The sequence below is a fragment of the Flavobacterium sharifuzzamanii genome (assembly GCF_003254585.1).
In the GTDB taxonomy this organism is placed as follows: domain Bacteria; phylum Bacteroidota; class Bacteroidia; order Flavobacteriales; family Flavobacteriaceae; genus Flavobacterium; species Flavobacterium sharifuzzamanii.
In genome coordinates this window covers 444855-470839 of the sequence record NZ_QJGZ01000041.1, presented here as the reverse complement: position 1 = coordinate 470839, position 25985 = coordinate 444855, and the positions used below count along the sequence as shown (strand labels likewise).

Sequence of the window (25985 nt, the reverse complement as noted above, 5' to 3'; positions counted from 1 at the left end):
CAAAAATGTTAATTAAAAAAAACGTATATTACATTAGTTTAACAGCAAGTATTGCGTTATAAATTGAAAATAATTTAAAAATCATGATTTATTCTGATTGATAAATCAACAATTTAAAATCAAAATAAAGCATTTATAATAAAAATATATTTAAAATTTTATGAAATCCACAGTTAGATCTTTTGTATTAATTTTATTATTTTTCTTACAAATAAAAAGTTTCTCTCAAGTAAAAAATATTGGAATTCCAGACATTAAAAACTATAAAAGATCAGAATATAAAGGTGGAACTCAAAACTGGAGTATTGATCAGGATAAAAACGGAAACATTTATTTTGCAAATAATAGCGGTCTGATTCAATTTGACGGTTCAAACTGGCATAAATACTCTTTACCAAACAAATCTGAGATTAGAAGCTTAAAGATTGATGCTTTAGGAAGGATATTTGTTGGAGGAAATAATGAATTTGGATACTTTAAAAATGACGAGAAAGGAATCTTAAAATATCATTCTTTATACAATCTCTTAAGTCCAATAGACAAAGAAAACATTAATCTTATCTGGAGAATTCACATTTTTAATGGAGAAGTTATTTTTCAATCTTTTAGCAAAGTATTTTTCCTAAAAAATGAAAAAGTAACGACTCTAACTGCTCCGCATAAATTTCAATTTTCATTTTTGGTAAACAACCGTCTGTATTTTCAGGACAAAACTTTAGGTCTGCTAGAATATAAAAACAGAAAACTTACCGCAATAAAAGGCACAACTATTTTTAATGATAAAGAAATATGGTCCCTTTTTCCGTTATCAAATAACAGATTATTATATGCCACTCTGGAAAAAGGTCTTTTCGTATCAGAAAACGGCGTTATCAAGCCTTGGGCAACAGAAGCCAACGAGTTTATCAAGAAAAACACTTCTCTTGGAGGCGCCATCATCAAAAACAGATTTATAATACTAAATTCTGTATTAGATGGAGCCATTATCTGTGATTTAAACGGAAAAATAATTCAACATTTAAATCGTCAAAAAGGAATTCAGAACAATACCATTTTGGCTTCTTTTGTCGACAAGAAAAATAATATCTGGCTTGGACTTGATAATGGTATCACTTTTATAAATGAAAATTCACCCTTCTCCTATTTTGATTATAGCTACAATATAGGAACAGTATATGCTTCAACAACCCATAACGGAAATCTTTATGTGGCTACAAACCAGGGATTATTTTATCACGCGTGGGGAAGTTCCTTTAAAGACAGTCCATTTACAAGGGTCGAAGGAACAATCTCTCAAGTTTGGAATATTCAAGTCATAAATAATGTTTTAATATGTGCCAGTAATAGTGGAGCATTAATTATTGAGAACAATAGAGTTTCAAAAATACTAGACAACAAAGGTTATTTCGGATTTAAAAAAATACCCGATCATGAAAACTATATAATAGGTGAAAGTTATAACGGCTTTTCGGTTTTCAAACGATCAGCAACAGGATACGACTACTTACATCAAGTAAAAGGTTTTGACGAAACGACCAATAATTTTTCTGTGGAAATAGATGCAAATTATTTGTGGCTAAAGAAAAATCCATTCCTGTATCAAGTAAAGTTATCGGAAGACTTACAAAGGTTTGATTTCATAAAAAAGCATGTTAACATTTCAGAAAAATTTAAAGGAATAAACAGCCTGCAAAACATTAACGGTAAAGTATACTTCCAAGTAAAAAATCATTTTTATAGATATTCTGTTGAACAAGAAACGTTTTTTGAAGATAAAAAAATAACAAACTTATTCAACGGAATCCCAACTATAAACACCTTAATTGAGGACTCTGCAGGAAATCTTTGGTATGCTTTTAACGAATCACTTGGCGTATTGGTTAAAAATAAAAATGGGACTTTTACTAAGAAACAGGCCATATTTTCTAATTTAACAGGGAATCTGGTAAACAATTATATTTCGGTTAACGCTATAGATCCGCAAAATATTTTTATTGGTTTAACAGATCGTTTAGCGCATTACAATTCGACTATTCCAAACACTTTTATGACAAAGCCGAAAGCTTTTATTGAAAGTTTCACCAACCCTGGAGATACGATTTTAACCGGAAATCTAACCAATAGACTGGAATCATACAGCATACCTTACAAGTACAATCGCGTCAAATTTACTTTTGCATCGCCAACTTATGAAAATCAGGAAAACGTAATGTATTCGTATAAATTAGAACCTTTTGAAGAAAATTGGCGTGGCTGGTCATCTACAGCGATAAAAGAATATACCAATTTAAGAGAAGGTAATTATGTAATGAAATTAAGAGCAAGAAATAGCTATGGCATAGAATCAAATATTACTGAAGTCGAATTTACAGTATCTCCACCTTGGTACAGGCATTTTCTGGCTTACTTGTTTTACTTGATGCTCATTTTACTTGGAGCATACTTGATTTCCGTTAGGATAAAACTGAAAATCAGAAAAAATAGGTATTACGAAACCATAGAACAAAGAAGATTATACCTAGAAAAAGAATCAAAAATCAGACATGAGCAGCATGATTTAGAGAAAGAAATCGAAAAACTGAAAAACGATAAGCTTCAAATTAAAATTTTAGCAAAAGACAAAGAATTAGTAAACAACTCCTTGCAAGTAGTTAAAAAGAATAAGGTTTTGAATGGAATTATTCATAAACTGAAAGACATAGACACTGCCATATTAGACGATACTACTAAAGCCGAATTTAGTAAACTTCACAAAAGCATTGTAAAAGAAGTAAACACCGACAAGAGCTGGAAAGACTTAGAAAAACACATTAAAAACGTTCATTTCGAATTTTTAAAGCGATTAAAAGGGCAATATCCGACCATTTCTCCTAGAGAATTAGATTTGTCTACTTATTTGCTAATGAACATGTCTACCAAAGAAATAGCTGAAATTATGAATATTTCAACAGGTGGAGTTGAATTGGCCCGTTATCGTTTAAGAAAGAAATTAGGTTTAAACAAAAAAGAAAACCTAATTGGGTTCTTAATGAGTATTTAAAAAGAAAGCCATTCAGTGTTGAATGGCTTTCTTTTTTTAATTATTCCTTTTGTATGGGCCGTATAATAAGTTTTCCTTTCATTACCGTTACGGCAACAGTTTCATCAATTAAAAATCCAGCATCTTTGAGCCAATTACCGCACAACCGTATTTGCGGTACAATTACTGGCTGTGTTTTATACATGCCAATAGAGCGCGAAAGTCTATAAAATCCATAAGCTTTCATTCTCCGAATTGATAATACTTTTGAAGTTCTTTTGATTGTAGAGATCCTTGTTTCCACCTCTTTACTGCTTGCTTTTTCTGTGTAAGTCATTTCAGAAATTTTTTAGCCGGCCAAAAAAAATACGGTTTTAGCCTTTCCCGTTGACTTACACCTTTTAAGAGCAGTGGGCGCATTAACGCACCACACGGGGGTACCAAAACCGCGTATTTATTATTAGATAAAAATCTACTTTCTTTTGACAAAATACTCGCCCGATAAAATGTAAATCGTAGCAAATGTAACTAAAAATCTTATTTTTTTGTAAGAAAAAAGATTAAAAAAGTTTTCAAAACTTACATGGGCACGAAACTAGTAATTTTCAAATTTAAAAAAAAAGCCCGACAAAATATCGAGCTCTTTATCATATCAAACGTACTTATAAAGTTTGCCTAAGCTTTTGAACGTAAACTATATTTTGAATGGCTTTCTTTTTAAATATAATCTAACGTTCTTTCTAAGGCCATGCCTCGCGAACCTTTTATTAATATCATATTAGAATCAAACTTGAAGGTTTTTAAGAATTCAGCAAAAGCATCAAATGTCTCAAAAAACTGAATATTCTCATTCGAAATCTTATTAGCAAAAAAAGATTTACCCAACAAGAAGCATTGAGCATCATTCTGATTTGCTAAAGAATCAACAATAACCTTGTGCTCGTAAAGGCTTTCGTCGCCTAATTCGAACATATCTCCAAGAATCATAATCTTATTTTTCTTGTCTAATTGTAGAAAATTAGCAATAGCGACAGCCATACTGCTAGGATTAGCATTATAAGCGTCCAAAATAATCTCATTTGATCCTTTCTGCATCATCTGAGATCTATTATTAGCAGGAATATAATTTTCAATAGCGCTCTTTATATCGCTTTCTTTTACATTAAAATATTTTCCAATTGCTGTAGCTGCATTTATATTGTTCGCGTTGTAAAGTCCAATTAAATGCGATTCTATAGCAAAATCATTGTATTCAATAGCAACAAATGGATTTGCTGTAATGTTTTGAATATTTAAATCTGCATTTTCTTTTTTTACCCCAAAAGTAAATGCTTTTATTCCTCTTGACTTTTCTATTTGAATTGGATCTTCCAGATTTACAAAAACTGTTTTCTGATTTGCTGCAAGATATTGATACATTTCGCTTTTACCAGCAATCACACCTTCAACTCCTCCAAAACCTTCTAAATGCGCTTTTCCAAAATTCGTTATATAGCCAAAATCAGGTTGAGCAATCTGGCATAGAAATTCAATTTCTTTTTGATGATTCGCTCCCATTTCAACAATTCCAATTTCTGTTTCTTTTGTAAAAGAAAGCAAAGTCAATGGTACGCCAATATGATTATTTAAATTGCCGACAGTAGCTTTTGTTTTAAACTTTTTTGACAGCACAACATTGATTAATTCTTTTGTTGTTGTTTTTCCGTTACTACCTGTCAAAGCAACAATTGGAAGAGCCAAATAAGCTCTGTGAAATTTCGCTAATTCCTGAAGCGTTTGAAGACTGTTTTCTACCAAAATAGTCCTGTCGTCAATAAAATAAGATTCATTGTCTATAACTACAAATAAAGCTCCTAAATTCAAAGCTTCTTGGGCAAATGTATTCGCATCAAAATTCTCTCCTTTAATAGCAAAAAACATCGAATTTTTCTCGATTTTTCTTGTATCAATAGACAAAGAACTGCATTGTAAAAACAAGTTATGAATGTCTTGAATATTCATTTATATATATTTTAATAAGTCATAAAAGTAGAAAAAAAACAATAAAAAAATTCCAAATTCCAGACTGAATATTCAGCTTTTGGAATTTGGAATTTTTATTATTTGAATTCCTAAATATTAGTTTCTAGGAGATTTTCTTTTTTCAGCTTTAGAACCTACTCTAGACATTGCACATCTGAAACCAATATAATCAGTTGCCATATCTTGAGGGAAGTATCTTCTTTGAGCTGGATCTAACCAGTAAGCTCTATCTCTCCAAGATCCTCCTTTGTAAACTCTTACTTTATCATCGATTAAAGTTGTACGTTTACTAGAGTTATCATATTTTCTGATCATTTTTCCTAAACTGTCTGTTGTAACGTTGTGTTTAGGAGAGTTGTACATTGCCTGATCTGCTTTAGGTCCAGACTCTGAATCACCAAAATCAAAAAATCTAGAAGATTGTTTGTCACCATCTCTGTAGTTGATGTTATCGCTTGTACTGAAATTTGTTCTCAAGTAAGTTTCTTGCTCATCAACTGGCACTTGCGCGATTTCTCCTGGAAGGTTTCTTGCAATAACTTTACCGTTACTTAAAGTGTCATATTTAATAGTAGATGTTGTAACGATTTCAATTTTACCATCTTTACCAATTTTGTTTTTAGCATATTGGTTACCTCTGTAATAGTTGAAATCATTTGCTTCATTATCAATAATAGGTCTGTAAACGTCAGCTACCCATTCTGCAACGTTTCCTGCCATATCATATAGACCGAAATCGTTTGGCGCATAACTTTTCACAGCATTTGTGATATCTGCTCCATCATCTGACCAACCTGCAATTCCACCGTAATCACCGTTTCCTTGTTTAAAGTTAGCCAATTGATCACCTTTGTTTTTACGTTTGTTAGAACGTGTGTAATCTCCAGACCAAGGATATTTCTTTTGTCCTTTGTAGATATTGTACTCTCTTTGTCCAACATCAGCAGCAGCAGCATACTCCCATTCTGCTTCAGTAGGAAGCCTGTATTCTGGTAAAATGATTCCAGAAGAACGTTGTGCGTATACATTTGTCTGTTCAGGTACTACACCGTCTTTTCCTGCTTTTGGTTTTCTTCCATCAGGGCTTTTCTTTAATACGATTTCTTCGCTTGCACCGCGTGATGTACTTGGAGACATTAAATATCCTTCCGTATTAAATGCATTTTCAGCATTAACATCATTTGTTTTAGCTCCTTTTTTAAGATATCCGCTTTTCTCTAAAACAGCCTCGTTTACACGGTCTGTTCTCCATTTACTAAATTCAACAGCTTGAATCCAATTAACACCAACTACAGGATAGTTAGCATAAGATGGGTGTCTTAAATAGTTGTTAGTCATCGTTTCGTTATATCCTAAACGATTTCTCCAAACTAATGTATCAGGAGACGCTCCTTCGTAAATGTTTTTGTAATTTTCTTCTGTTGGTGGGAAAACTTTCTTTAACCACTCTAGGTATTCTAAGTACATACCGTTCGTAACTTCGGTTTCATCCATATAGAATGATTGAACGTGTTGTTGAGTTGGTGTGTTATTCCAATCGTGCATAACATCATCCTGTACTTTACCCATAGTAAACGTACCTCCTTCAACAAAAACCAAACCAGGACCAGCCTGTTGTTTTTTACCTGCATTTCTGGCAGCAGTTCCATTCTGACTATCTACATCCCAGCCAGTAGCTCTAGAAGCGTGAGTGGAACTCGATTTTTTGCTACAACTAGCCGTGCCCAACATCAATACCATTGACATCATTAACTGCAAGACTACAATTTTGTTTACTTTCATACTCATTCTTAGGTGATAAATTTAGGTGCTGCAATATAATAATTAACATTTAATTGGCAACATCTGTTCTAATAATTTTATTTAGCTGTTTTTTACCAGAAAATAACCTTTAGTTACGAACGCAAAAATATACTTTTTATTATTACTATAACATGAAATACTATATTTTTACTTACTAATTATTTTTTAATTAAATTTCGCCTTTTTAACCGATGAAGCAAGCATTTCTAATTTACTTTTTTTTAATTCCAATTCTCTCGTTTTCACAGACAAATGGGACTATAACAATCGATTGGCAAAATAAAAAAGAGGTAAATTATGGCGAAAACAAAATCACAATTCCATACTTCTCAGGAAGCAGTTTTCGCTTCGACATTACAAAAAAAAGCATAATATTGCTTCAAAATCTAAATCAATCTGGCATTTCAGCTGGCAGTTCTGCACAAATTAGCAACATTGTTTACGAATCAATTTCCAGAACAGATTTAGGCGATTTAACCCCTGAAAACATCCCTGAAAAACTAAACGAATCGGTAATTGTTACCAACGCAAGAGATATACAATATTCTTTCCTTTCTTTGTCTCCTATAATTAAAGAAGGAAACAGCTACAAAAGAATAAAATCCTTTTCTTACTTTATTAGCAATACATCTACCCGAACAGCAGCAATTTCTTCATTTCAAAAATCCGCCGCAATTTCAAATTCTGTTTTAGCCTCAGGAGACTGGTATCGGTTTTACATCCAGAAATCAGGAGTTTATAAAATAGACAGGTCTTTTTTACAAAGTTTAGGATTCGACGCTTCTAGAGTTGATCCAAGGAGAATAAAAATTTATGGAAACGGAGGAAGAATGCTTCCTCTTGCCAACAGCGCTTATTATCCTAATGACTTAACAGAAAACGCAATTCAGATAGCTGGCGAAAATGACGGTGTTTTTAATAATGAAGATTATATTCTTTTTTATGCTGAAGGAACTGACAACTGGAATTCCGAAAGCCAAACCAACATTAACCTATACGACAACAAGTCCTATTATTATATCACCGTTTCTGGCGGTGATGGAAAGCGAATTCAAAACCTAAATCAACCTACAGGAAATAGCACTTTAGAGTTAAACACGTTTGATGACTATCAATACCACGAAATTGACCAAACCAACATTGTACATCTTGGACGTCAATGGCTCGGAGAATCATTTGACATTAATCAGGAACAAGAATTCACTTTTAGTTTTCCAAACCTGGAAACTTCTATACCTGTAAAAATAGAGGTAAGCGCAGCCGCCGCGTCTTTAACGCCTACTTCTTTTGCCATAACAGCCAACGGACAAAACGTAGGTTCTATAAGTTTTCCCTCTTTAATTGCCAACTCTGACACGAAATACACAATAGGCAAACTCCCTACAAATGCTCAATTTACTGGAACAGACAATATCAGAATAAAACTTACTTATAATAACAATGGTGTTCCAGGATCAAAAGGCTATTTAGATTACATCAACCTAACAGCTAAACGAAAACTTTTAGGCGTAGGCAAACAATTTCATTTTCAATATAATGCTGCAGGTTCTACAGCTGGAATTGCCAATTATACAATTGGAAACGCATCAGGAATAACTCAAATCTGGGACGTTACTGACCTATATAATGTTTCTAAAATTGAAAACGCTAATCAGTCTTCTTTTAGCTTTAAAGCTAATTTAGGAGAGGTTAAAAAATACATTGCAATAGATCCTTCTGATTATTATGCTCCATTAAAAGAAAATCAGTCAAAAATTGCCAATCAGAATTTAAAAGGGACCCTTTTTAGAAACAGCCAAAATATTTTTCAAGACATTGATTATGTTATAATAACTCCAAAATCCTTAGCTTCTCAAGCCGAGAGATTGGCCAATTTCCATAGAACAAACTCCCATTTAAGTGTAAAAGTTATTGCATTAGAAAACATCTATCAAGAATTTTCTTCTGGTAAACAAGATATTGCCGCTATCCGAAATTGCATCAAATATATTTATGACAATGCTTCCTCTACAGAGAGAAAAGTACGTTACTTAAATCTATTCGGAGACGCTTCGTATGATTACAAAGACCGAATTTCGAACAATACTAATATTGTACCTATATATCAATCATTAATCAGTAATACTGTAGGCGAAGCTTCGTTTCCCTCTGATGATTTTTACGGATTGATGGATGCTAACGAAGGAGTTGTCATTCCGTCTCTTGCAGGAATTGATATTGCCTTAGGAAGAATGTTGGTTTCAGACAATGCGCAAGCGCAGGAAATGGTCAGCAAAGTTTTGGAGTATCATGACACAAAATCTTATGGAAACTGGCGAAACAATGTAGTTTTAATTAGCGATGACTCAGACAAAGCAGGCGACCAGACTTTACAGGCAAATCAAAACGCACTTGCAGATCAAATCGCGACTGAAAAACCTTTTTTTAACATCGACAAAATTTTTCTAGACGCCTACACTCAAGAAGCTTCTGCAGGCGGATCGAGATACCCAAAAGCAAGAACCGACTTTTTTAATGCTTTTGAAAAAGGCGCTCTAATATTTAATTATTTAGGACATGGCGGTGAGGATGGATTGGCCAGCGAAAGAATTTGGGAGAAATCTGACGGACAAAACCTTACCAATCAATATAAATACCCACTATTTATTACCATCACATGTGAATTTTCTCGTTTTGACGATCCAACAAGACCTACAGCTGGAGAATATGTGTATTGGAATCCAAAAGGAGGTGCAATTTCAATGCTTACTACAGTTCGCGAAATCGGACAGACAAACGCGGAAGAATTCAACAGAACAATTAACAAAAACCTTCTTTCTTATGGCTCAAATCAATACAATACCATTGCAGAATCCTTAAGAATATCCAAAAATGAAAATCCGAGCTCTTCTAGCAATGTCGTCTTTTACATAGGCGATCCTGCTTTAATGCTTGCTATTCCAAAACCGCGAATTAATTTAACAAAAGTAAATGATATTGTGATTTCGCAAGCGATTCCTGATTTGAAGTCATTGTCAAAAATTAAAATTTCAGGAGAAATCACAGACGAAAACAACACAATTTTAAGCAATTATAATGGAGAATTGGCGACTGCTATTTTTGACAAACTAATTACGAATACCACTTTAAATAATGACGGTTTTAGTCCTCCAATGCAATTTAAAACTCTTGGCGAAACCATTTTTAGAGGAAATGCATCAGTTACCAACGGACAATTCGAATTTAGCTTTGTTGTTCCTAGAGACATTAGAATCCCTGTTGACAATGGCAGAATCAGTTTTTATTCAAAAAAAAATGAATCATTAGAAAACCAAACTGGCTATAATAACACCATAAAAATTGGAGGAATTAACGAAAATGCACCTCAGGACAATATAAGTCCAAAAGTGAAGTTATATATGAACGATGAAACTTTTGTATCTGGTGGAATTACAAATGAATCGCCATTTCTTTTGGCTTTTTTAGAAGATGAGAACGGAATTAATACAGCAAGCGGAATCGGACATGATATTGTCGCTATTTTAGATGGAGACGTAAGCAATCCTTACATTTTGAATGACTATTATCAGACAAAATTAGATGATTACACCAACGGAAATCTACGTTTTCCATTCCGAAATTTAGCTCCTGGACTGCATACCATAAGTTTTACCGCTTGGGATGTTTACAATAATCCCGTTACGAGTGAGATTCAATTTACAGTTGTAGGAGATGATTCCTTGACATTATCACACGTTCTTAATTACCCAAATCCATTTTCAACTTATACACAATTTTGGTTTTCCCATAATAGACCTTATGAACCATTAGACGTACAAGTTCAGGTGATGACAATTACAGGAAAAGTAGTCTGGACAAAAAACCAAACTGTTACAACAGAAGGCTTTTTATCAAGAGAAATAACATGGGACGGAAGAGACGATTTTGGTGACAGAATCGGAAAAGGAGTATATATTTACAAACTGACTGTAAAATCGAATTTAACAAATAAAAAAGCAGAAAAATACGAAAAGCTTGTCATCCTATAATATTATATATATTTGCACTACCAAAACACTAATCCCATAAATGAAAAAACTATCACTTTTACTAATTTGTATTTTTAGCATTTACACCTCAAAGGCCCAGGAATCAAGGCCTATCGTTACTGGGGTACCTTTTTTATTAGTCGCTGCTGATGCTAGAGCAGCTGGTTTGGCAGATCAAGGAGTAGCCACTTCTGCCGACGTTTTCTCACAACAATGGAACCCTGCAAAGTATGCATTTTCTGAAGATGCGCAAGGTCTTTCCATCAGTTACACCCCTTATTTGACAGATCTTGCCAATGATATTTCGCTTGGTCAGGTTACGTATTACAACAAAATCAACGAGCGAAGCGCATTTGCAGGAAGTTTTCGCTATTTTGGTTTTGGAGGAATCGAGTTGAGATACACTGGAGACCCAAATGAAGCGGTGCGAGAAGTAAATCCAAACGAATTTGCTTTAGACGGATCATACTCACTTAAATTAAGTGAAGAGTTCTCTATGGCAGTTGCTGCTCGTTTTATTAACTCGAATTTAAAAGTCGCTTCAGAAGAAGTTGATGCTACATCTGCAAGTTCATTTGCTGTAGACGTAGCTGCTTTTTACCAATCGGAAGAAATTGCTTATCAAGATTTCAACGGTAGATGGAGAGCTGGTATCAACCTTCAGAATATGGGGCCAAAAATCAGTTATGATAATGACAATATAAGCTCAAACTTCCTGCCAGCTAATTTAAGATTAGGAGGAGGATTTGACTTTATTTTTGACGATTACAACAAACTTACTTTAAGCGCTGAGCTTACTAAACTTTTAGTTCCGACTCCTCCTGGAATAGGAACACCAGTAGATGTAAATGGCGATGGAGATTATGACGATCCTGAAGATATTTCTCAACAAGAAGCAACTGATATAGGTTATAGAAATTATAATGATATTGGCTGGTTTGAAGGAATGTTTAAATCTTTTGGAGATGCGCCGGGCGGATTTAAAGAAGAAATGAAAGAAGTAACCTATAGTATCGCTGGTGAATATATGTATCAAGATGCTTTTGCATTCCGTTTAGGATATTATCACGAAAGTCCAGAAAAAGGAGCTAAACAATTTTTCTCTCTAGGAGCAGGTTTCAAATACAACATTATGAAAATTGATGTTTCGTACTTATTCTCGGCATCTAAAATAAAAAACCCGTTAGAAAACACGCTTCGTTTCTCTTTAACGTTTAACTTTGGAGACAAATACGAAACTTATTAAGAAAGGCGATTAACATAAAAATAATTCAATCCAAATTCCGGCATTTTAGGAATTTGGATTTTTTTTCCCTTATAAACAGATGAAAGAAATTAATTTAACCACTTCATTTACACTATTTGATAATATAAATGAACTTCCAGCCGAAATTCAAGATCTAATGAACCAAGCTGTCGAAATCAGAAAAAAAGCTTATGCCCCTTATTCACAGTTTAAAGTTGGTGCGGCTTTACTTTTAGATAATGGAAAAGTTATCTTAGGTTCTAATCAAGAAAATGCAGCTTATCCGTCTGGACTTTGCGCAGAACGCACAGCCATTTTTTATGCAGGAAGTGCATACCCGGAAGCCAAAATCTTAAAAATGGCAATTACAGCAGCTTCAGACCTCAATCAGACTACTGCCCCTATTCCGCCATGCGGATCGTGCCGACAATCAATCGCCGAATACGAGATAAAACAAGATACCCCTATTGAAATCTATTTTATGGGAGAAATTGGTGAAATTTATAAATCATCATCCCTAAAAAATTTGCTCCCATTGATGTTCGACAAAAAGTTCTTGTAAAAAAAAGCCAAAAAGTAGCGTTTTAATTTTAGTTCTTAAATGTAATGTCTTATTTTTGCATCCCGACCTTTCGGGCGCAAATTTGTGGGAGGAAACTATTTTGCGTTACAGGCACAATAATCGATAACACAAACAACTTTAGCAAAAGAAAGAATTCAGATGAAAGAAGTTACAAAAGAGGTATATTTAAAGTGGTATGAAGACATGCTACTTTGGAGAAAGTTTGAAGACAAACTTGCAGCGTTATACATCCAACAAAAAGTTAGAGGTTTTCTACACTTATATAATGGTCAAGAAGCTGTACTAGCAGGTGCTTTGCACGCTATGGATTTGACCAAAGATAAAATGATTACTGCTTACAGAAATCACGTTCAACCAATCGGTATGGGAGTTGATCCTAGAAACGTAATGGCAGAACTTTTAGGAAAAGCAACAGGAACTTCTAAAGGTATGGGAGGTTCTATGCACATTTTCTCTAAAGAACACGGTTTTTACGGTGGACACGGAATCGTAGGTGCTCAAATCCCAGTTGGGGCAGGTATTGCTTTTGCAGACAAATATTTTAATACTGGTGGTGTTACCTTAACTTATTTTGGTGACGGAGCTGCTAGACAAGGTTCTCTTCACGAAGCTTTTAACATGGCTATGTTATGGAAACTTCCAGTTGTATTTATCGTTGAAAACAATGGTTACGCAATGGGAACTTCTGTAGAAAGAACTGCAAATCATACTGACATCTGGAAATTAGGTTTAGGTTACGAAATGCCTTGCGGACCTGTTGACGGAATGAATCCTGTAAAAGTTGCTGAAGCTATGCACGAAGCTATCGAAAGAGCTCGTCGCGGAGATGGACCAACTTTTCTTGAAATGAAAACGTACCGTTACAGAGGACACTCTATGTCTGATGCACAATTATACCGTTCTAAAGAAGAGGTTGAAGAGTACAAAAAAATCGACCCAATTACGCAAGTTCTTGACGTAATTATGGATCAAAAATTTGCTACTGAAGAAGAAATTGAAGTAATTGACCAAAAAGTTAAAGACTTAGTTGAAGAGTGTGCGAAATTCGCTGAAGAATCTCCATATCCAGACTTACAACAATTATACGATGTAGTATACGCACAAGAAGACTATCCATTTACACCTCATAAATTATAATATCATGGCAATTAAAGTAACAATGCCTCGTTTGAGCGATACTATGACTGAAGGAACGGTAGCAACTTGGCTTAAAAAAGTAGGCGACAAAGTAAGCGAAGGTGATATCTTAGCTGAAATCGAAACAGACAAAGCAACAATGGAGTTCGAATCTTTTAACGAAGGAACTCTTTTACATATCGGAATTCAAGCTGGAGAAACTGCTCCTGTTGATTCATTATTAGCTATCATTGGTAAAGAAGGAGAAGACATTTCTGCTCTTTTAGCCGGTGGTGATGCTCCTGCTGCCGAAGCTCCAAAAGCGGATGCTCCTGCTGAAGCAAAAACTGAAACTGCTGCTCCTGCAAAAGCTGCGGCTGAATTACCAAAAGGTGTTATAGTTGTAACTATGCCACGTTTAAGTGATACAATGACTGAAGGTACTGTAGCAACTTGGTTGAAAAAAGTTGGCGATACAGTAGCTGAAGGAGATATCTTAGCAGAAATTGAAACAGACAAAGCTACTATGGAGTTTGAGTCTTTCAACGCTGGGACATTATTATACATCGGAATTCAAGAAGGAAGCACTGCTCCTGTTGACAGCTTATTAGCTATCATCGGACCTGCAGGAACTGACATTTCTGGAGTTGCCGATAACTTTACTGCTGGTGGCGCTGCAACTGCAAGTGCTCCTGCTGCTGAAGAAACAAAAGCTGCTCCTGCTGCACAAGCTACAGAGGCTGTTGCTGAAACTTCAAACGGAGGAAGAATTTTAGCTTCACCTTTAGCTAAGAAAATTGCTTCTGACAAAGGAATTCAATTATCTCAAGTTAAAGGATCTGGAGAAAACGGAAGAATCGTAAAAAGCGATATCGAAAACTTTACTCCATCTGCTCAGGCTCAAGCTACTGCTTCAGCACCTGCTTCTAAACAAGAAGCATCTGCTCCTGCTGCTCCAAAAGTATTTGTTCCTGCTGGAGAAGTTTACACAGAAGAGATCAAAAATTCTCAAATGCGTAAAATCATTGCAAAACGTCTTTCTGAATCTTTATTCACTGCGCCTCACTACAACTTAGTGATCGAAGTAAGTATGGACGAAGCAATGCAAGCTAGAGCCGCTATCAATAGCGTTCCAGATACAAAAGTATCTTTCAACGATATGGTAATCAAAGCTTGTGCTTTAGCATTGAAAAAACATCCGAAAATCAACTCTACTTGGAAAGAAGATGCTATCATCATCAACCACCACGTAAACATCGGTGTTGCTGTAGCTGTTGAAGACGGATTAGTAGTTCCTGTATTGAAATTTACTGACGCTATGAGTTTATCTCAAATTGGTGGTTCAGTAAGAGATCTTGCTGGAAGAGCTAAAAACAAAAAACTCGGACCACAAGAAATGGAAGGAAGTACTTTTACAGTATCTAACCTTGGTATGTTTGGTATTACTGAATTCAATTCAATTATCAACCAGCCAAACTCTGCAATCCTTTCTGTAGGTGCAATTGTTGAAAAACCAGTAGTTAAAAACGGTCAAATCGTAGTTGGAAACACAATGATGTTATCATTAGCATGTGACCACAGAACAATTGACGGTGCAACTGGAGCTCAGTTCTTACAAACATTAAAACAATACATCGAAAGCCCAGTTACAATGTTGGCATAATCGTTGTTAATTTTATAATTAAATCCCGTTTTGTTTATTCAAAACGGGATTTTTTGTTTAATTTTCATGCTCAAATTCAAAACCTCACAAAATGAAGAAACTAATTCTTGTCGCTTTATTTCTGACAGCAATTGCCTGCCAGAAAAAAGAGCAAACAGAAAAAACAGCTGCTGTTACAGACGAACACAGTTACTCTAAACCAGAACTTGCTGTTGCAAAGCATCTTGATCTTGACATCAAAGTTGATTTTGACACACAAACTATTTCTGGAAAAGCATCTTGGACAATTGACAACATCAGTAAAGGAAACGAAATTATTTTCGACGAAAACACTTTAAACATTACAAAAGTAACTTTAGGTGACGACGAGAAAGAAACCAAATTCGAGCTCGGAAAAGACACAGAATTTCACGGAAAACCACTTCATATTACAATTGAGCCAAACACAACCAAAGTAAACATTTACTACAACACCACTAAAGACGGAGTTGCTTTGCAATGGCTAAAACCAGAACAAACTGCAGACAAAAAGAAACCTTTTGTTTTCTCTCAAGGCGAAAGTGTTTGGTCTAGAACTTGGATTCCATGTCAGGATTCGCCAGGCATTCGTTTTACTTATAATGCAAAAGTTACAGTTCCTAAAGATTTATTAGCCGTTATGAGTGCTGTAAATCCGCAGAAGAAAAACGACACTGGAGTTTATACTTTCAAACAAGACAAAGCAATTCCTTCTTATTTAATGGCAATTGCGGTTGGAGATATTGAATTTCAAGCAATCGATAACAGAACTGGAGTTTATGCAGAACCATCTGTTCTAAAAAGCGCGGCGTACGAATTTGCCGAACTTGGTAAAATGGTAAATGCAGCAGAAAAACTATACGGACCATACAGATGGGGACGTTATGATGTTTTAGTTTTACCGCCAAGTTTCCCTTATGGTGGAATGGAAAATCCAAATTTAACTTTCTTGACTCCAGGAGTACTTGCCGGAGATCGTTCACTTACAAGTTTACTAGCACACGAATTAGGACACAGCTGGAGCGGAAACTTAGTTACAAATGCAACTTGGGATGATATTTGGTTAAACGAAGGTTTTACTACTTATGTTGAGCACAGAATTGGAGAAGCTATTTTCGGTAAAAAAGAATTTGACATGCAAAATGTTATTACCAACAAAGAATTGGTTGATAATGTTGCGGAATATGGAGACACAAGTCCTGATACAAGATTAAAAGTTAGTTTGACAGGAAGAAATCCTGACGACGGAATCAGCATGATTCCTTATGTAAAAGGATATTCTTTTTTAAGAGTTATTGAAAATGCTGTTGGTCGCGATAAATTTGATCCGTTTATAAAGAATTATTTCGATTCTCATGCTTTCCAATCTATCACAACAGAAGATTTTGTAAAGTATTTAAACGAAAATCTTATCAAAGGAGACAAAGCTTTAGCAGATAAAATCCAATTAGACAACTGGATTTACAAACCGGGAATTCCGTCAAACATTGTTCCTGTTAGCTCAGCAGATTTTGATGCTATTGATGCTATCCAAAAAAGCTGGAGAGAAACTGGCGTTGCAGGTTTAAGCAAAAAAATCACTACAACTGCCGAAAAACAGCATTTTATAGATCATCTTCCAGCTGATATTACCGTAAAAGAAATGGAAGCGATTGATAAAGAATTCAACTTTACCAAGGGCGGTAATTTCATTATTAAGCGTCAATGGTTTGTTCAAGCAATTCGCCATCAATATAAAGCTGCAAATCCTGCAATTGAACAATTTCTAATTGGAAGCAGCAGAACCGGTTCTATCATGATGCTTTATAAAGAAATGGTTAAAACTCCAGAAGGAAAAGTTTGGGCTAAAAGAGTTTTTGATAAAGCTAAATCTGGTTATCACGCAACAACTATTCAGGATGCTGCAAGTGTTTTGAAATAGTTTTTTCAAGAATATAATTTTAAAAAGAGGCTGTCCTTAAAGAACAGCCTCTTTTTTTATTCGCAATATTTGTCATTCCGAGGAACGAGGAATCACACTAGAAATTCCGCAAAGCAATTCCTTAATCTTTGTCGAGTTTCGTGTGCAATCCTTCCTTCATCACGATGACAAACTAAACGAAAACAATCTTATGAAAACGAGGGTTCTAGCACCGATAGAAGTGGAAATCCTTTTGTGCCGGGGTTCGGCACAAAAGATTGCAACGGATAGCGGGATTAGCTCCTAAAAATCGATCAGGGAAAATTATCCATCACATAGCGTACTTTCTCCATGTTTTAAAAATTGTAATCGTTGCAACTTTGTAATGTCAAAAGACAACAACAAATAACAACTTTAAAAATTAAATAAAATGACACGATTAACAGCTTTAAACCCAGAAGAAGTAACAGGAAAAACTAAAGATTTATTCAATGCAGTTCAGGCAAAATTAGGCGTTGTACCAAACATGATGAGAACAATGGGAAATTCTCCTGCGGTTCTTGAAGGATATTTGAATTTAAGCGGTGCATTAAGCCACGGAAAACTAAGTGCAAAAACAGGTGAATTAATCGCTTTAGCAGTTTCAGAAAGCAACTCTTGCGATTACTGTTTAGCGGCCCACACTTTTATTGGAGAAAAATTGGTAAAAGCAGACCCAGCAGTTTTAAAAGCAGCAAGATCTGGAAACTCTGATGATACGAAAACAGAAGCAATTTTACAATTGGCTAAAACATTAATCAGCAAAGGCGGTTTAGTAAATGACGAAGATGTAAATAAAGCCAAAAACGCAGGAGTTTCAGATGCTGAAATCGCAGAGACTATTGGCCATGTAGCGTTAAACGTTTTAACAAACTACTTTAATAATGCAGCAAATACTGAAATTGACTTTCCTGCAGTTTAATCAAAATCTACATATTCACTATAACAAAAAACGATTTATAAAAATAGCTGTGGATTTATTTCATAGCTATCTTTATACTTTTAAAAACAAAAATCATGAGTTCTCAAAATGTTTTTACTTTAATCAATCCGCAAAACGGTAATTTGGCTTTTAAAATTCTTTCTTTTGACGACAACAGCCATTTTGATCATTTACAGCGCAACAATTACTACTCATTAATTTGGGTAACTAAAGGAAAAGGCAAAGTAAAAGCTGATTTTGCAGAACATCATTTTAAAGAAAACTCGCTCCTCGCCTTTTCGCCTTATCAGCCTTTTATGCTTTGCGTAAACGAACCGATTGAGGGAATTGCAATTCACTTTCATCCCGATTTTTACTGCATTCACATGCACCAAAAAGAAGTTTCTTGCAACGGCGTGTTGTTCAATAACATCTACCAGCCTCCTTATGTTCAGGTTACAGAACACGCTTCGCAGACTTTTAATATGGTTATTGATCAAATGAAAACCGAAATTCAAAATGCTGAATTGGCACAATATGAACTACTGATTTCTTATTTGAAGATTTTTTTAATTACGGCTTCAAGATTAAAAACAGAACAATTAGAAGAAATGAAATCGGTTCCAGATTCAAAAGAACCTTTAATTCTTCAAAGCTTGAAAGATGCAATTGAATTGAATTTTAAAACCAAACATTCAGCTGGCAATTATGCAGAATTGCTGAATATTTCTCCGAAAGCTTTGGCAAAATTGTCTAAGAATTATTTCAATAAAACTTTGACCGATTTAATTTCGGAAAGAATCATTATTGAAGCCAAAAGAGAACTTTATTTAACCAACAAAACGGTAAAAGAGATTGCCTACGAATTAGGTTATGATGACGAACATTATTTCAGTCGTTTCTTTAAAACCCATGCTGATGTTTCGCCTCAAATGTATCGTGAAACTGTTGGTTTTGGCAAAATGGAAGCCTAGTTTAGAGTTTTCAGTTTTCAGTCACAGTTTTCAGATTTATAATTACTGAAAACTGTGACTGAAAACTGCGACTAAAAGCTAATTTACTTATTCTTAGCTTCAATCCATTTAGACATATACATTGTGCTTTTAAAAGCGTGATGTTGTAGCAAATTCCCCATAAAATTATGAAGACGATGGCTTTTCGAATCAATCAAAAGGGAGCTTGTCAATGAAATTAATTTCTCCGAATAATCCTTTTTTTGATAGCATTTATTTATGATTTCAATTCCGCTTTTTTGAGCTTCTTTCCAAAGATCTTCATCTTGATAAAGCGCAATTGCTTTTTTAGCAAATTCTGCTGAATCATCTTCAATAAAACCATTCCAAGGCAAATTTGCATACATAGCTTCAGAACCAACAGAAGTAGTTATGCTTGGCGTTCCACACTGCATGGCTTCCAGTAATTTCCCTTTCAAACCTGCTCCAAAGCGTATTGGTGCTAAAACTATTTTTGCATTTTTCACTATTTCATTGGCATCTTCTGCTCTACCCATAATATAAAAACCGTTTTTAGGCTGGTGCAACTGCAATACTTTCTGTGAAGGATAAGCACCATAAACCTTCAAAACTGCTTCTGGAAAATCTTTTTTTATAGAAGGCCAAATAGCTTCTTTCAGGTATTGAACGGTATTCCAATTGGGTTCATGAAGAAAATTCCCAATAAAAACAAAATCATTTCGGTTTTCAAAAGAAGGCAATTCTAGCAAATCTTCTTCTTTCATTTCATCAATCAAAAAAGGAAGATAAAAAAGTAAATCTTGATTAATTTTGAAAACATCTTTCAGAATATTCATTTCAAATTCAGAAATAATCAAAGATAAATCGCAACGTAAAATACTAGCAATTTCGCGTTTTGCCACTTCTTCTGACAATAAATCTTCTAACTCAAAAATGCGGTTTTCTTTGAAAGCTTTTTGCCTTGCTGTTCTTAAGCAATGTAGATCTTCGGTATCTAAAATTCGAATCGCCTTCGGACATTTTTCAATTACTCGCCAACCAAACTGCTCTTCGATCATGAATCGATCAAACAAGACAACATCTGGATTTAATTCGGCTACAAAATCATCAAAACTTGAAGAATTAAGTTCGATACTTTTTTTTATTACTCCAAATTCAGACAAATCAACCATAAAATCGCTGTCCTGAGCCGCGCTTGCAAATGTAATTTCAAATCCATTTTCCTTGAAAATAGAAATCAATTGCATCATTCTTCCGCCTGCAGCAGAAGACTTTGGCTCGGGCCAGACAAACCCAATTATTAAAAGTTTTTTGATTTGTTTCATAAACTTTGTTTCACATTACAAAATAATGCTTTTTTCCGCGGATTTGCACCCAATTTCCTGAAATTCGGTCGCAAAAAAACACTAATTTTGCAAAATCTAAATGCTGGGAAATTATGTTGGGATTAAAATTAGCTACAGACCCTCGCTGGGTAAATATCGTTGAGTCAAATATCGAAGAAATTTTAACGGATCATGCCTGGTGCGAGCAAAAAGCGGCTTCAAACGCGATTAGTATCGTCACTTATAACTCTGAAATTGAAGAATTGGTAACCGAAATGCTTGAAATTGCCAGAGAAGAACTGGAACATTTTCAGATGGTTCACAACATTATCAAACAACGCGGACTTACTTTAGGTCGTGAACGAAAAGATCATTATGTAAATGAACTTTTTAAATTCATGAAAAAAGATGGCAGCAGAAGAGATGCTCTTTGCGACCGATTATTGTTTTCTGCAATGATTGAAGCTAGAAGCTGCGAACGTTTTAAAGTGCTTTCAGAAAATATAAAAGATGAGGAATTAGCTAAATTCTACCGCGATTTAATGATTTCCGAAGCAGGTCATTACACTACTTTTTTAGGATTTGCCAGAAAATATCAAGACAATATCGATATCGATAAACGCTGGAAGGAATGGATTGAATATGAAGGTTCTATCATTACCAATTATGGTAAACAAGAAACCGTTCACGGATAAATTACGCTCTTTTTCAACTCTATCTTTTACACTTAAAAATCACATTTTGCTATGGAGAAAAGTAAATCCAGATCAATCGTTTTTAAAATTGCGAAGTATACCGGAATAACTTTCGCAGTTATCATAGGATTATTATTTTTAACGCCTATCGTCTTTGAGGATCAGATTAAAGAGCAAATAAAGAAAACGGCCAACGAAAGGCTAAGTGCAGAGTTGAATTATTCTGATGTTTCGGTGTCGTTTTTTCACCATTTCCCTTCACTTACTTTAACCTTAGACAACCTAAGTCTGAATGGTTCGGCTCCGTATACGAACGAAAAATTCATTACTGCAAAAGAGGTTTCTTTCGGAATAAATGTGGCGAGTTTGATTTTCAGCAAATCGGTAAAAATTGATCAGATTTATTTATCGGATTCTTTTATAAACGTAAAAGTAAATCCAGAAGGAGAAGCGAATTACAACATTTACAAATCGCAGGAACAGACTTCTAAAGCTAAAGACAGCAGCGACACAGCACTAAAACTAGAACGAATCGAAATTTTAAACAGTAAAATTGTTTATGATGACAAATCGACTAAAGTTCATTTTGACGCATTCGGTTTTAATTATTTAGGAAAAGGAGATTTAAACAAAGCTGTCTTTGATTTATACTCTAAAGCAAACATCGAAAAATTAAATATTGTTTACGAAGATGAACCGTATTTAATGAATAAAAAGGTTGATGCCGATTTGATTACAAAAGTAAACATAAACTCACTTTCTTTCTTTTTCCAACAGAATAACTTAAAAATCAATCAGCTTTTGGTCGATTTTAAAGGAAAATTTGATTTTTTGAAGGACGGTTATCATATGGATTTTGTCATTAAATCTGACAACAGTAAACTGTATGATGTTTTTACAGCCTTACCACCAAAATATATTACATGGCTTTCTAAAACAGAACTAAAAGGAAATACAAATCTACTACTGACTTTAAAAGGAAAATATATTGCTTCTGAAAATATCGCTCCTAATTTAGATTTAGATGTAAAAGTAACTGACGGTTTTGTTAATTATAACAAAAGCGCATTTCCGGTTTCAAACTTAAATTTAGATGTTAAAACAACTGTTCCGTCTCTAAATCCAGATTTGGTAATTGTTGATGCAAAAAACTTATCACTAAACATCAATCAAGATTATTTAAAATCAAAATTCTTAGTTAAAGGTGTAAATACACCAGATATTAATGCTGATTTTAAAGCCAAAATCGATCTTGAAAAATTAATGAAAGCACTAGGAATCCCTGATATTGAATTAAAAGGAATTCTAGCTGGTGATGTAAAAGCAAACGGTGTATTTGACCAAAAGAACAAGCGTTTTCCTGTTACAAACGGAGTTCTTAATTTGGATAACGGATATTTAAAAACACCATACTATCCAAATCCAATTACCGATATTACGATTAAATCGAAAATCGAAAACCAGAAAGGGACATTTGCCGATCTGAAAGTAAACTTACAGCCAACGCAATTTACTTTTGAAGGAAAACCTGTTTTTGTTCAAGCCGATTTAAGCAATTTTGATGATTTGAGTTATGATGTAAAAGCTAAAGGTGAATTGGATATTAGCAGAATTTATAGAGTTTTCTCCCAAAAAGGCCTTGATCTTGACGGTTTTGTAAAAGCTGACGTGTCTTTAAAAGGAAAACAAAGCGATGCTGAAAAAGGAAATTACAGCAAATTAAACAACAAAGGAACGCTCGAATTAAGAAATATCGGAATTGCTTCTGAATACCTTCCGAAGAAATTCATTATCAAAGAAGGCATTTTCAAAATCAATCAGGATAAAATGTCGTTCAATAATTTCCTTGCTGCATACGGACAGTCAGATTTTAAAATGAATGGTTATTTACAGAACGTTTTCAATTATGCAATGACTAATACGGGCGTTTTAAAAGGTTCTTTTAAAGTTACTTCGCGATATATCAATGTTGACGAATTCATGTCTAGCGTTGACCCAAATACTCCTGTAACACAGAGTTCTGCTCCTAAAACCGAAACAAAACCATCTGAAAACACTCAGACTGGCGTTATTATTATTCCAACCAATTTAAATTTACAATTAACTGCAAATGCACAAAAAGTAAATTTTGACAAATTAAATCTTCAGAACGCAACTGGAAATTTATCGATGAAAAACGGCAAATTAACCATGCAAAATACTGGTTTTAATTTAATTGGATGCAACGTTTCAATGAATGCCAATTACCAAGCTGTGAGCCCACAGAAAGCCAATTTTGATTATGCCATAAAAGCGACAGATTTTGACATCAAGAGAGCATATAACGAAGTCGAAGTTTTCAGAAAAATGGCAAGTGCGGCAGAGAAAGCACAAGGAATTGTTTCTTTAGATTATCAGTTAAAAGGCCGTTTAAACGGAAATATGGATCCTGTTTATCCTTCGCTTGTTGGAGGCGGAACTCTTTCTGTAAAAGATGTAAAAGTGAGAGGTTTGAAAATGTTTAATGCTGTAAGCAAGCAAACCAATTCTGAGTCAATGAAAAACCCAGATCTTTCTAAAGTTGATATCAAAACGACAGTTAAGAACAATATCATAACTGTAGAGCGCTTTAAATTTAAGTTTGCAGGCTTTAGACCAAGAATTGAAGGAACAACAAGTTTAGACGGAAAACTGAACTTAAAAATGCGTTTGGGACTTCCTCCTTTTGGTATTTTCGGAATTCCATTGACTGTAACTGGAACACAAGATAACCCTAAAGTTAAAGTAGGCAAGAAAACAGAAGATTTGGAAGAAACTAAGGATTCTGAGGAATAAAAATTTTAAATTCCAATCAACAAAATTCCAAATTCCAAACTAGATCTCTACATATTAACCTTTGTCAAAGTTTAAAACTTTGACAAAGGTTTTTTCTTTTTCAGATAATCAAATTGCAAATATTTGCTTTGAAACAAACAAAATTCCCTTACCCATCAACCATAACAACAAAGCTAAACCAAGCAGTTTCCAAGCCCAACCTTTTCCTCTTTTCCAATCCGAAAAAAAAGAAAAAATCTCCATATACTTTATTATTACATAAAAAGTTGATCCTATAATTGCAAACCAGATTACTTCGTTTAATTGAAGATTAAAACCATATATAAAAACAGCGCTAAGAAAAAGGAATGTAACAAATTGTATAAAATAATAGTTTCTTGAACTATGTTTGTGATTCATTTTTAACGATAAAACTAAAAATGACAAAATCAATAAACTTATTAAAGCCGAAATAATATTATAAAAAATAAGGTTTTCTTGCAGCGTAAAAACTATTGTGACAACAACCGCAACAACAGTGCACGCCGCTAGAGAATTAATGCTTCTATCTCTATAATCTTCTTTATAAAAAGGAAATAAAGCAGGATAAATATACTTTTCTAAAGAACGCCAGAAAGGCAAAGCATAAACCGAGGCGATTCCCGACAAAACTACTTCATAATTATAAAAAACATCGGCAGGAACTTTATACAGCACATATAAAAGCGCAATTGTAATTATAAAAGCTGGAAAACATATTGTTTTTATAGTTTCCCAAGAATCTCTGCCCCAAAAGTTATTTTCTATTTCATAAACATATTTTTTAATCCAATATTCTTTTGTAAATAAAGCGGTAGATTGGCTCCATAATAAAAACAAACCTAAATGTATAATTACAGTTCGAAGCACAAATTCTTCAACCATACAGCCACAAATGATGCATGCCGAACCAATTAAAAGTAATTCAAGAGTTAATAGAACTGGTGAAAACAAAATTTTTAATACTGGAGCAACATGACGAACTAAAAACTGAATAAGCAAACTCCAATACCTTTTGAACAAAGCAACGACAGCGCAAATAGCAATAAAGGCAGAAAGATAAAACATCCAATTGGTCAGCAATTGCGTCTGCATCCACAATTGCACAGCAGAATCTTTTTTGGGAGTGTAAACAATATCTGAATTTAGAAAAGCCTCTTTTGCCAATTCGTCTCTCAGATTATTACTTAAACTAGGGAATTCTTTTTTATGCGCATTCCAAAACTTATCTGTATTGAAACCATTATTTTTTAGAACCTCAAATTCATATAAAACAATTTTCTGCTTATTGTTTAGCGCACTCAAATGAATGGCAACACTATCTGATACAACTTTACCATAAGTACTTATACAGAACAAAAGGGCAAATAAGACTATTTTTTTCAACTTATACTATTTAAAGAATTGAAGATATCTAATTATCCTAAGCCTTGCAAATGTATTTTTTCACTAAACCGCTTTTAGCTAAAAATAAAAAACCCGCTCTTTTCAGAACGGGTTTTCTATAAAAAGTAATCTATGATTATTATGCCTCGAATGGAATAATAGATACATAAGATTTGTTATCTCTTTTCTTTTGGAACTTAACAACTCCAGCAACTCTTGCGTGAAGAGTGTGATCTTTACTAATGTAAACGTTTTCACCTGGATTGTGTTTTGAACCTCTTTGTCTAACGATGATGTTTCCAGCAATAGCAGCTTGACCACCATAAATCTTAACGCCTAGACGTTTTGATTCTGATTCTCTACCATTCTTCGAACTACCGACACCTTTCTTGTGAGCCATGACGTATGAGTTTA

The 25985-nt window shown here is 34.3% G+C and carries 17 protein-coding genes; 11 read left to right on the top strand and 6 right to left on the bottom strand.

Annotation, left to right across the window (positions count from 1 at the left end):
* The first annotated feature begins 160 nt into the window (after positions 1 to 160).
* Positions 161 to 3040 carry a helix-turn-helix and ligand-binding sensor domain-containing protein gene (locus DMA14_RS19255; protein ID WP_111426155.1) on the top strand — a complete coding sequence of 960 codons (2880 nt, stop codon included), beginning with the start codon at positions 161 to 163 and terminating at the stop codon, positions 3038 to 3040.
* A 40-nt stretch (positions 3041 to 3080) separates the two neighbouring features.
* On the opposite strand, the gene DMA14_RS19250 is transcribed toward DMA14_RS19255, so the two are convergent.
* The 3 genes from DMA14_RS19250 to gldJ form a co-directional block, all read right to left on the bottom strand.
* Complete coding sequence (locus DMA14_RS19250) at positions 3081 to 3356, bottom strand: SymE family type I addiction module toxin (protein ID WP_111426154.1); 276 nt, start codon at positions 3354 to 3356, stop codon at positions 3081 to 3083.
* A gap of 380 nt (positions 3357 to 3736) precedes the next feature.
* On the bottom strand, positions 3737 to 5020 hold the full coding sequence (locus tag DMA14_RS19245; protein WP_111426153.1) for a UDP-N-acetylmuramoyl-tripeptide--D-alanyl-D-alanine ligase: 1284 nt from the start codon (positions 5018 to 5020) through the stop codon (positions 3737 to 3739).
* A gap of 117 nt (positions 5021 to 5137) precedes the next feature.
* Positions 5138 to 6823, bottom strand: a complete 1686-nt coding sequence (gldJ, locus tag DMA14_RS19240) for a gliding motility lipoprotein GldJ (RefSeq protein WP_111426152.1) — start codon at positions 6821 to 6823, stop codon at positions 5138 to 5140.
* A 212-nt stretch (positions 6824 to 7035) separates the two neighbouring features.
* Between gldJ and porU the strand changes: the two genes are divergently transcribed.
* From porU to DMA14_RS19200, 8 genes are all read left to right on the top strand, one after another.
* Positions 7036 to 10872: a type IX secretion system sortase PorU gene (gene porU, locus DMA14_RS19235; protein WP_111426151.1), complete on the top strand. Its 3837-nt coding sequence runs from the start codon at positions 7036 to 7038 to the stop codon at positions 10870 to 10872.
* A gap of 40 nt (positions 10873 to 10912) precedes the next feature.
* Positions 10913 to 12118 (top strand): type IX secretion system outer membrane channel protein PorV, encoded by a 1206-nt coding sequence (gene porV, locus DMA14_RS19230; RefSeq protein WP_111426150.1) that lies wholly within the window; start codon positions 10913 to 10915, stop codon positions 12116 to 12118.
* Between the two features lie 79 nt (positions 12119 to 12197).
* On the top strand, positions 12198 to 12680 hold the full coding sequence (gene cdd / locus DMA14_RS19225) for a cytidine deaminase (protein WP_111426149.1): 483 nt from the start codon (positions 12198 to 12200) through the stop codon (positions 12678 to 12680).
* A 159-nt stretch (positions 12681 to 12839) separates the two neighbouring features.
* Complete coding sequence (gene pdhA / locus DMA14_RS19220; RefSeq protein WP_111426148.1) at positions 12840 to 13838, top strand: pyruvate dehydrogenase (acetyl-transferring) E1 component subunit alpha; 999 nt, start codon at positions 12840 to 12842, stop codon at positions 13836 to 13838.
* 4 nt (positions 13839 to 13842) lie between these two features.
* Positions 13843 to 15480, top strand: coding sequence for a pyruvate dehydrogenase complex dihydrolipoamide acetyltransferase (locus DMA14_RS19215; protein ID WP_111426147.1), 1638 nt, complete (start codon positions 13843 to 13845; stop codon positions 15478 to 15480).
* Between the two features lie 91 nt (positions 15481 to 15571).
* Entirely contained in the window at positions 15572 to 17419 is a 1848-nt protein-coding gene (locus DMA14_RS19210; RefSeq protein ID WP_111426146.1) for a hydrolase/aminopeptidase, read from the top strand.
* Between the two features lie 409 nt (positions 17420 to 17828).
* Positions 17829 to 18359, top strand: a complete 531-nt coding sequence (locus DMA14_RS19205) for a carboxymuconolactone decarboxylase family protein (protein ID WP_111426145.1) — start codon at positions 17829 to 17831, stop codon at positions 18357 to 18359.
* Positions 18360 to 18454: 95 nt separating this feature from the next.
* On the top strand, positions 18455 to 19333 hold the full coding sequence (locus tag DMA14_RS19200) for a helix-turn-helix domain-containing protein (RefSeq protein ID WP_111426144.1): 879 nt from the start codon (positions 18455 to 18457) through the stop codon (positions 19331 to 19333).
* 83 nt (positions 19334 to 19416) lie between these two features.
* Here the strand turns inward: DMA14_RS19200 and DMA14_RS19195 are convergent, their stop codons facing one another.
* Positions 19417 to 20658: a glycosyltransferase family 4 protein gene (locus DMA14_RS19195; RefSeq protein ID WP_111426143.1), complete on the bottom strand. Its 1242-nt coding sequence runs from the start codon at positions 20656 to 20658 to the stop codon at positions 19417 to 19419.
* Positions 20659 to 20771: 113 nt separating this feature from the next.
* On the opposite strand from DMA14_RS19195, the gene miaE reads away from it, so the two are divergent.
* On the top strand, positions 20772 to 21353 hold the full coding sequence (gene miaE / locus DMA14_RS19190) for a tRNA-(ms[2]io[6]A)-hydroxylase (RefSeq protein WP_111379367.1): 582 nt from the start codon (positions 20772 to 20774) through the stop codon (positions 21351 to 21353).
* A gap of 51 nt (positions 21354 to 21404) precedes the next feature.
* Positions 21405 to 24167 (top strand): AsmA-like C-terminal region-containing protein, encoded by a 2763-nt coding sequence (locus DMA14_RS19185; RefSeq protein WP_111426142.1) that lies wholly within the window; start codon positions 21405 to 21407, stop codon positions 24165 to 24167.
* A gap of 108 nt (positions 24168 to 24275) precedes the next feature.
* Here the strand turns inward: DMA14_RS19185 and DMA14_RS19180 are convergent, their stop codons facing one another.
* The gene (locus DMA14_RS19180) at positions 24276 to 25571 is read right to left on the bottom strand and encodes a hypothetical protein (RefSeq protein WP_238990008.1); all 1296 of its coding nucleotides are present in this window, start codon (positions 25569 to 25571) and stop codon (positions 24276 to 24278) included.
* A 139-nt stretch (positions 25572 to 25710) separates the two neighbouring features.
* Positions 25711 to 25971, bottom strand: a complete 261-nt coding sequence (gene rpmA / locus DMA14_RS19175; protein WP_012023622.1) for a 50S ribosomal protein L27 — start codon at positions 25969 to 25971, stop codon at positions 25711 to 25713.
* Positions 25972 to 25985: the final 14 nt, after the last annotated feature.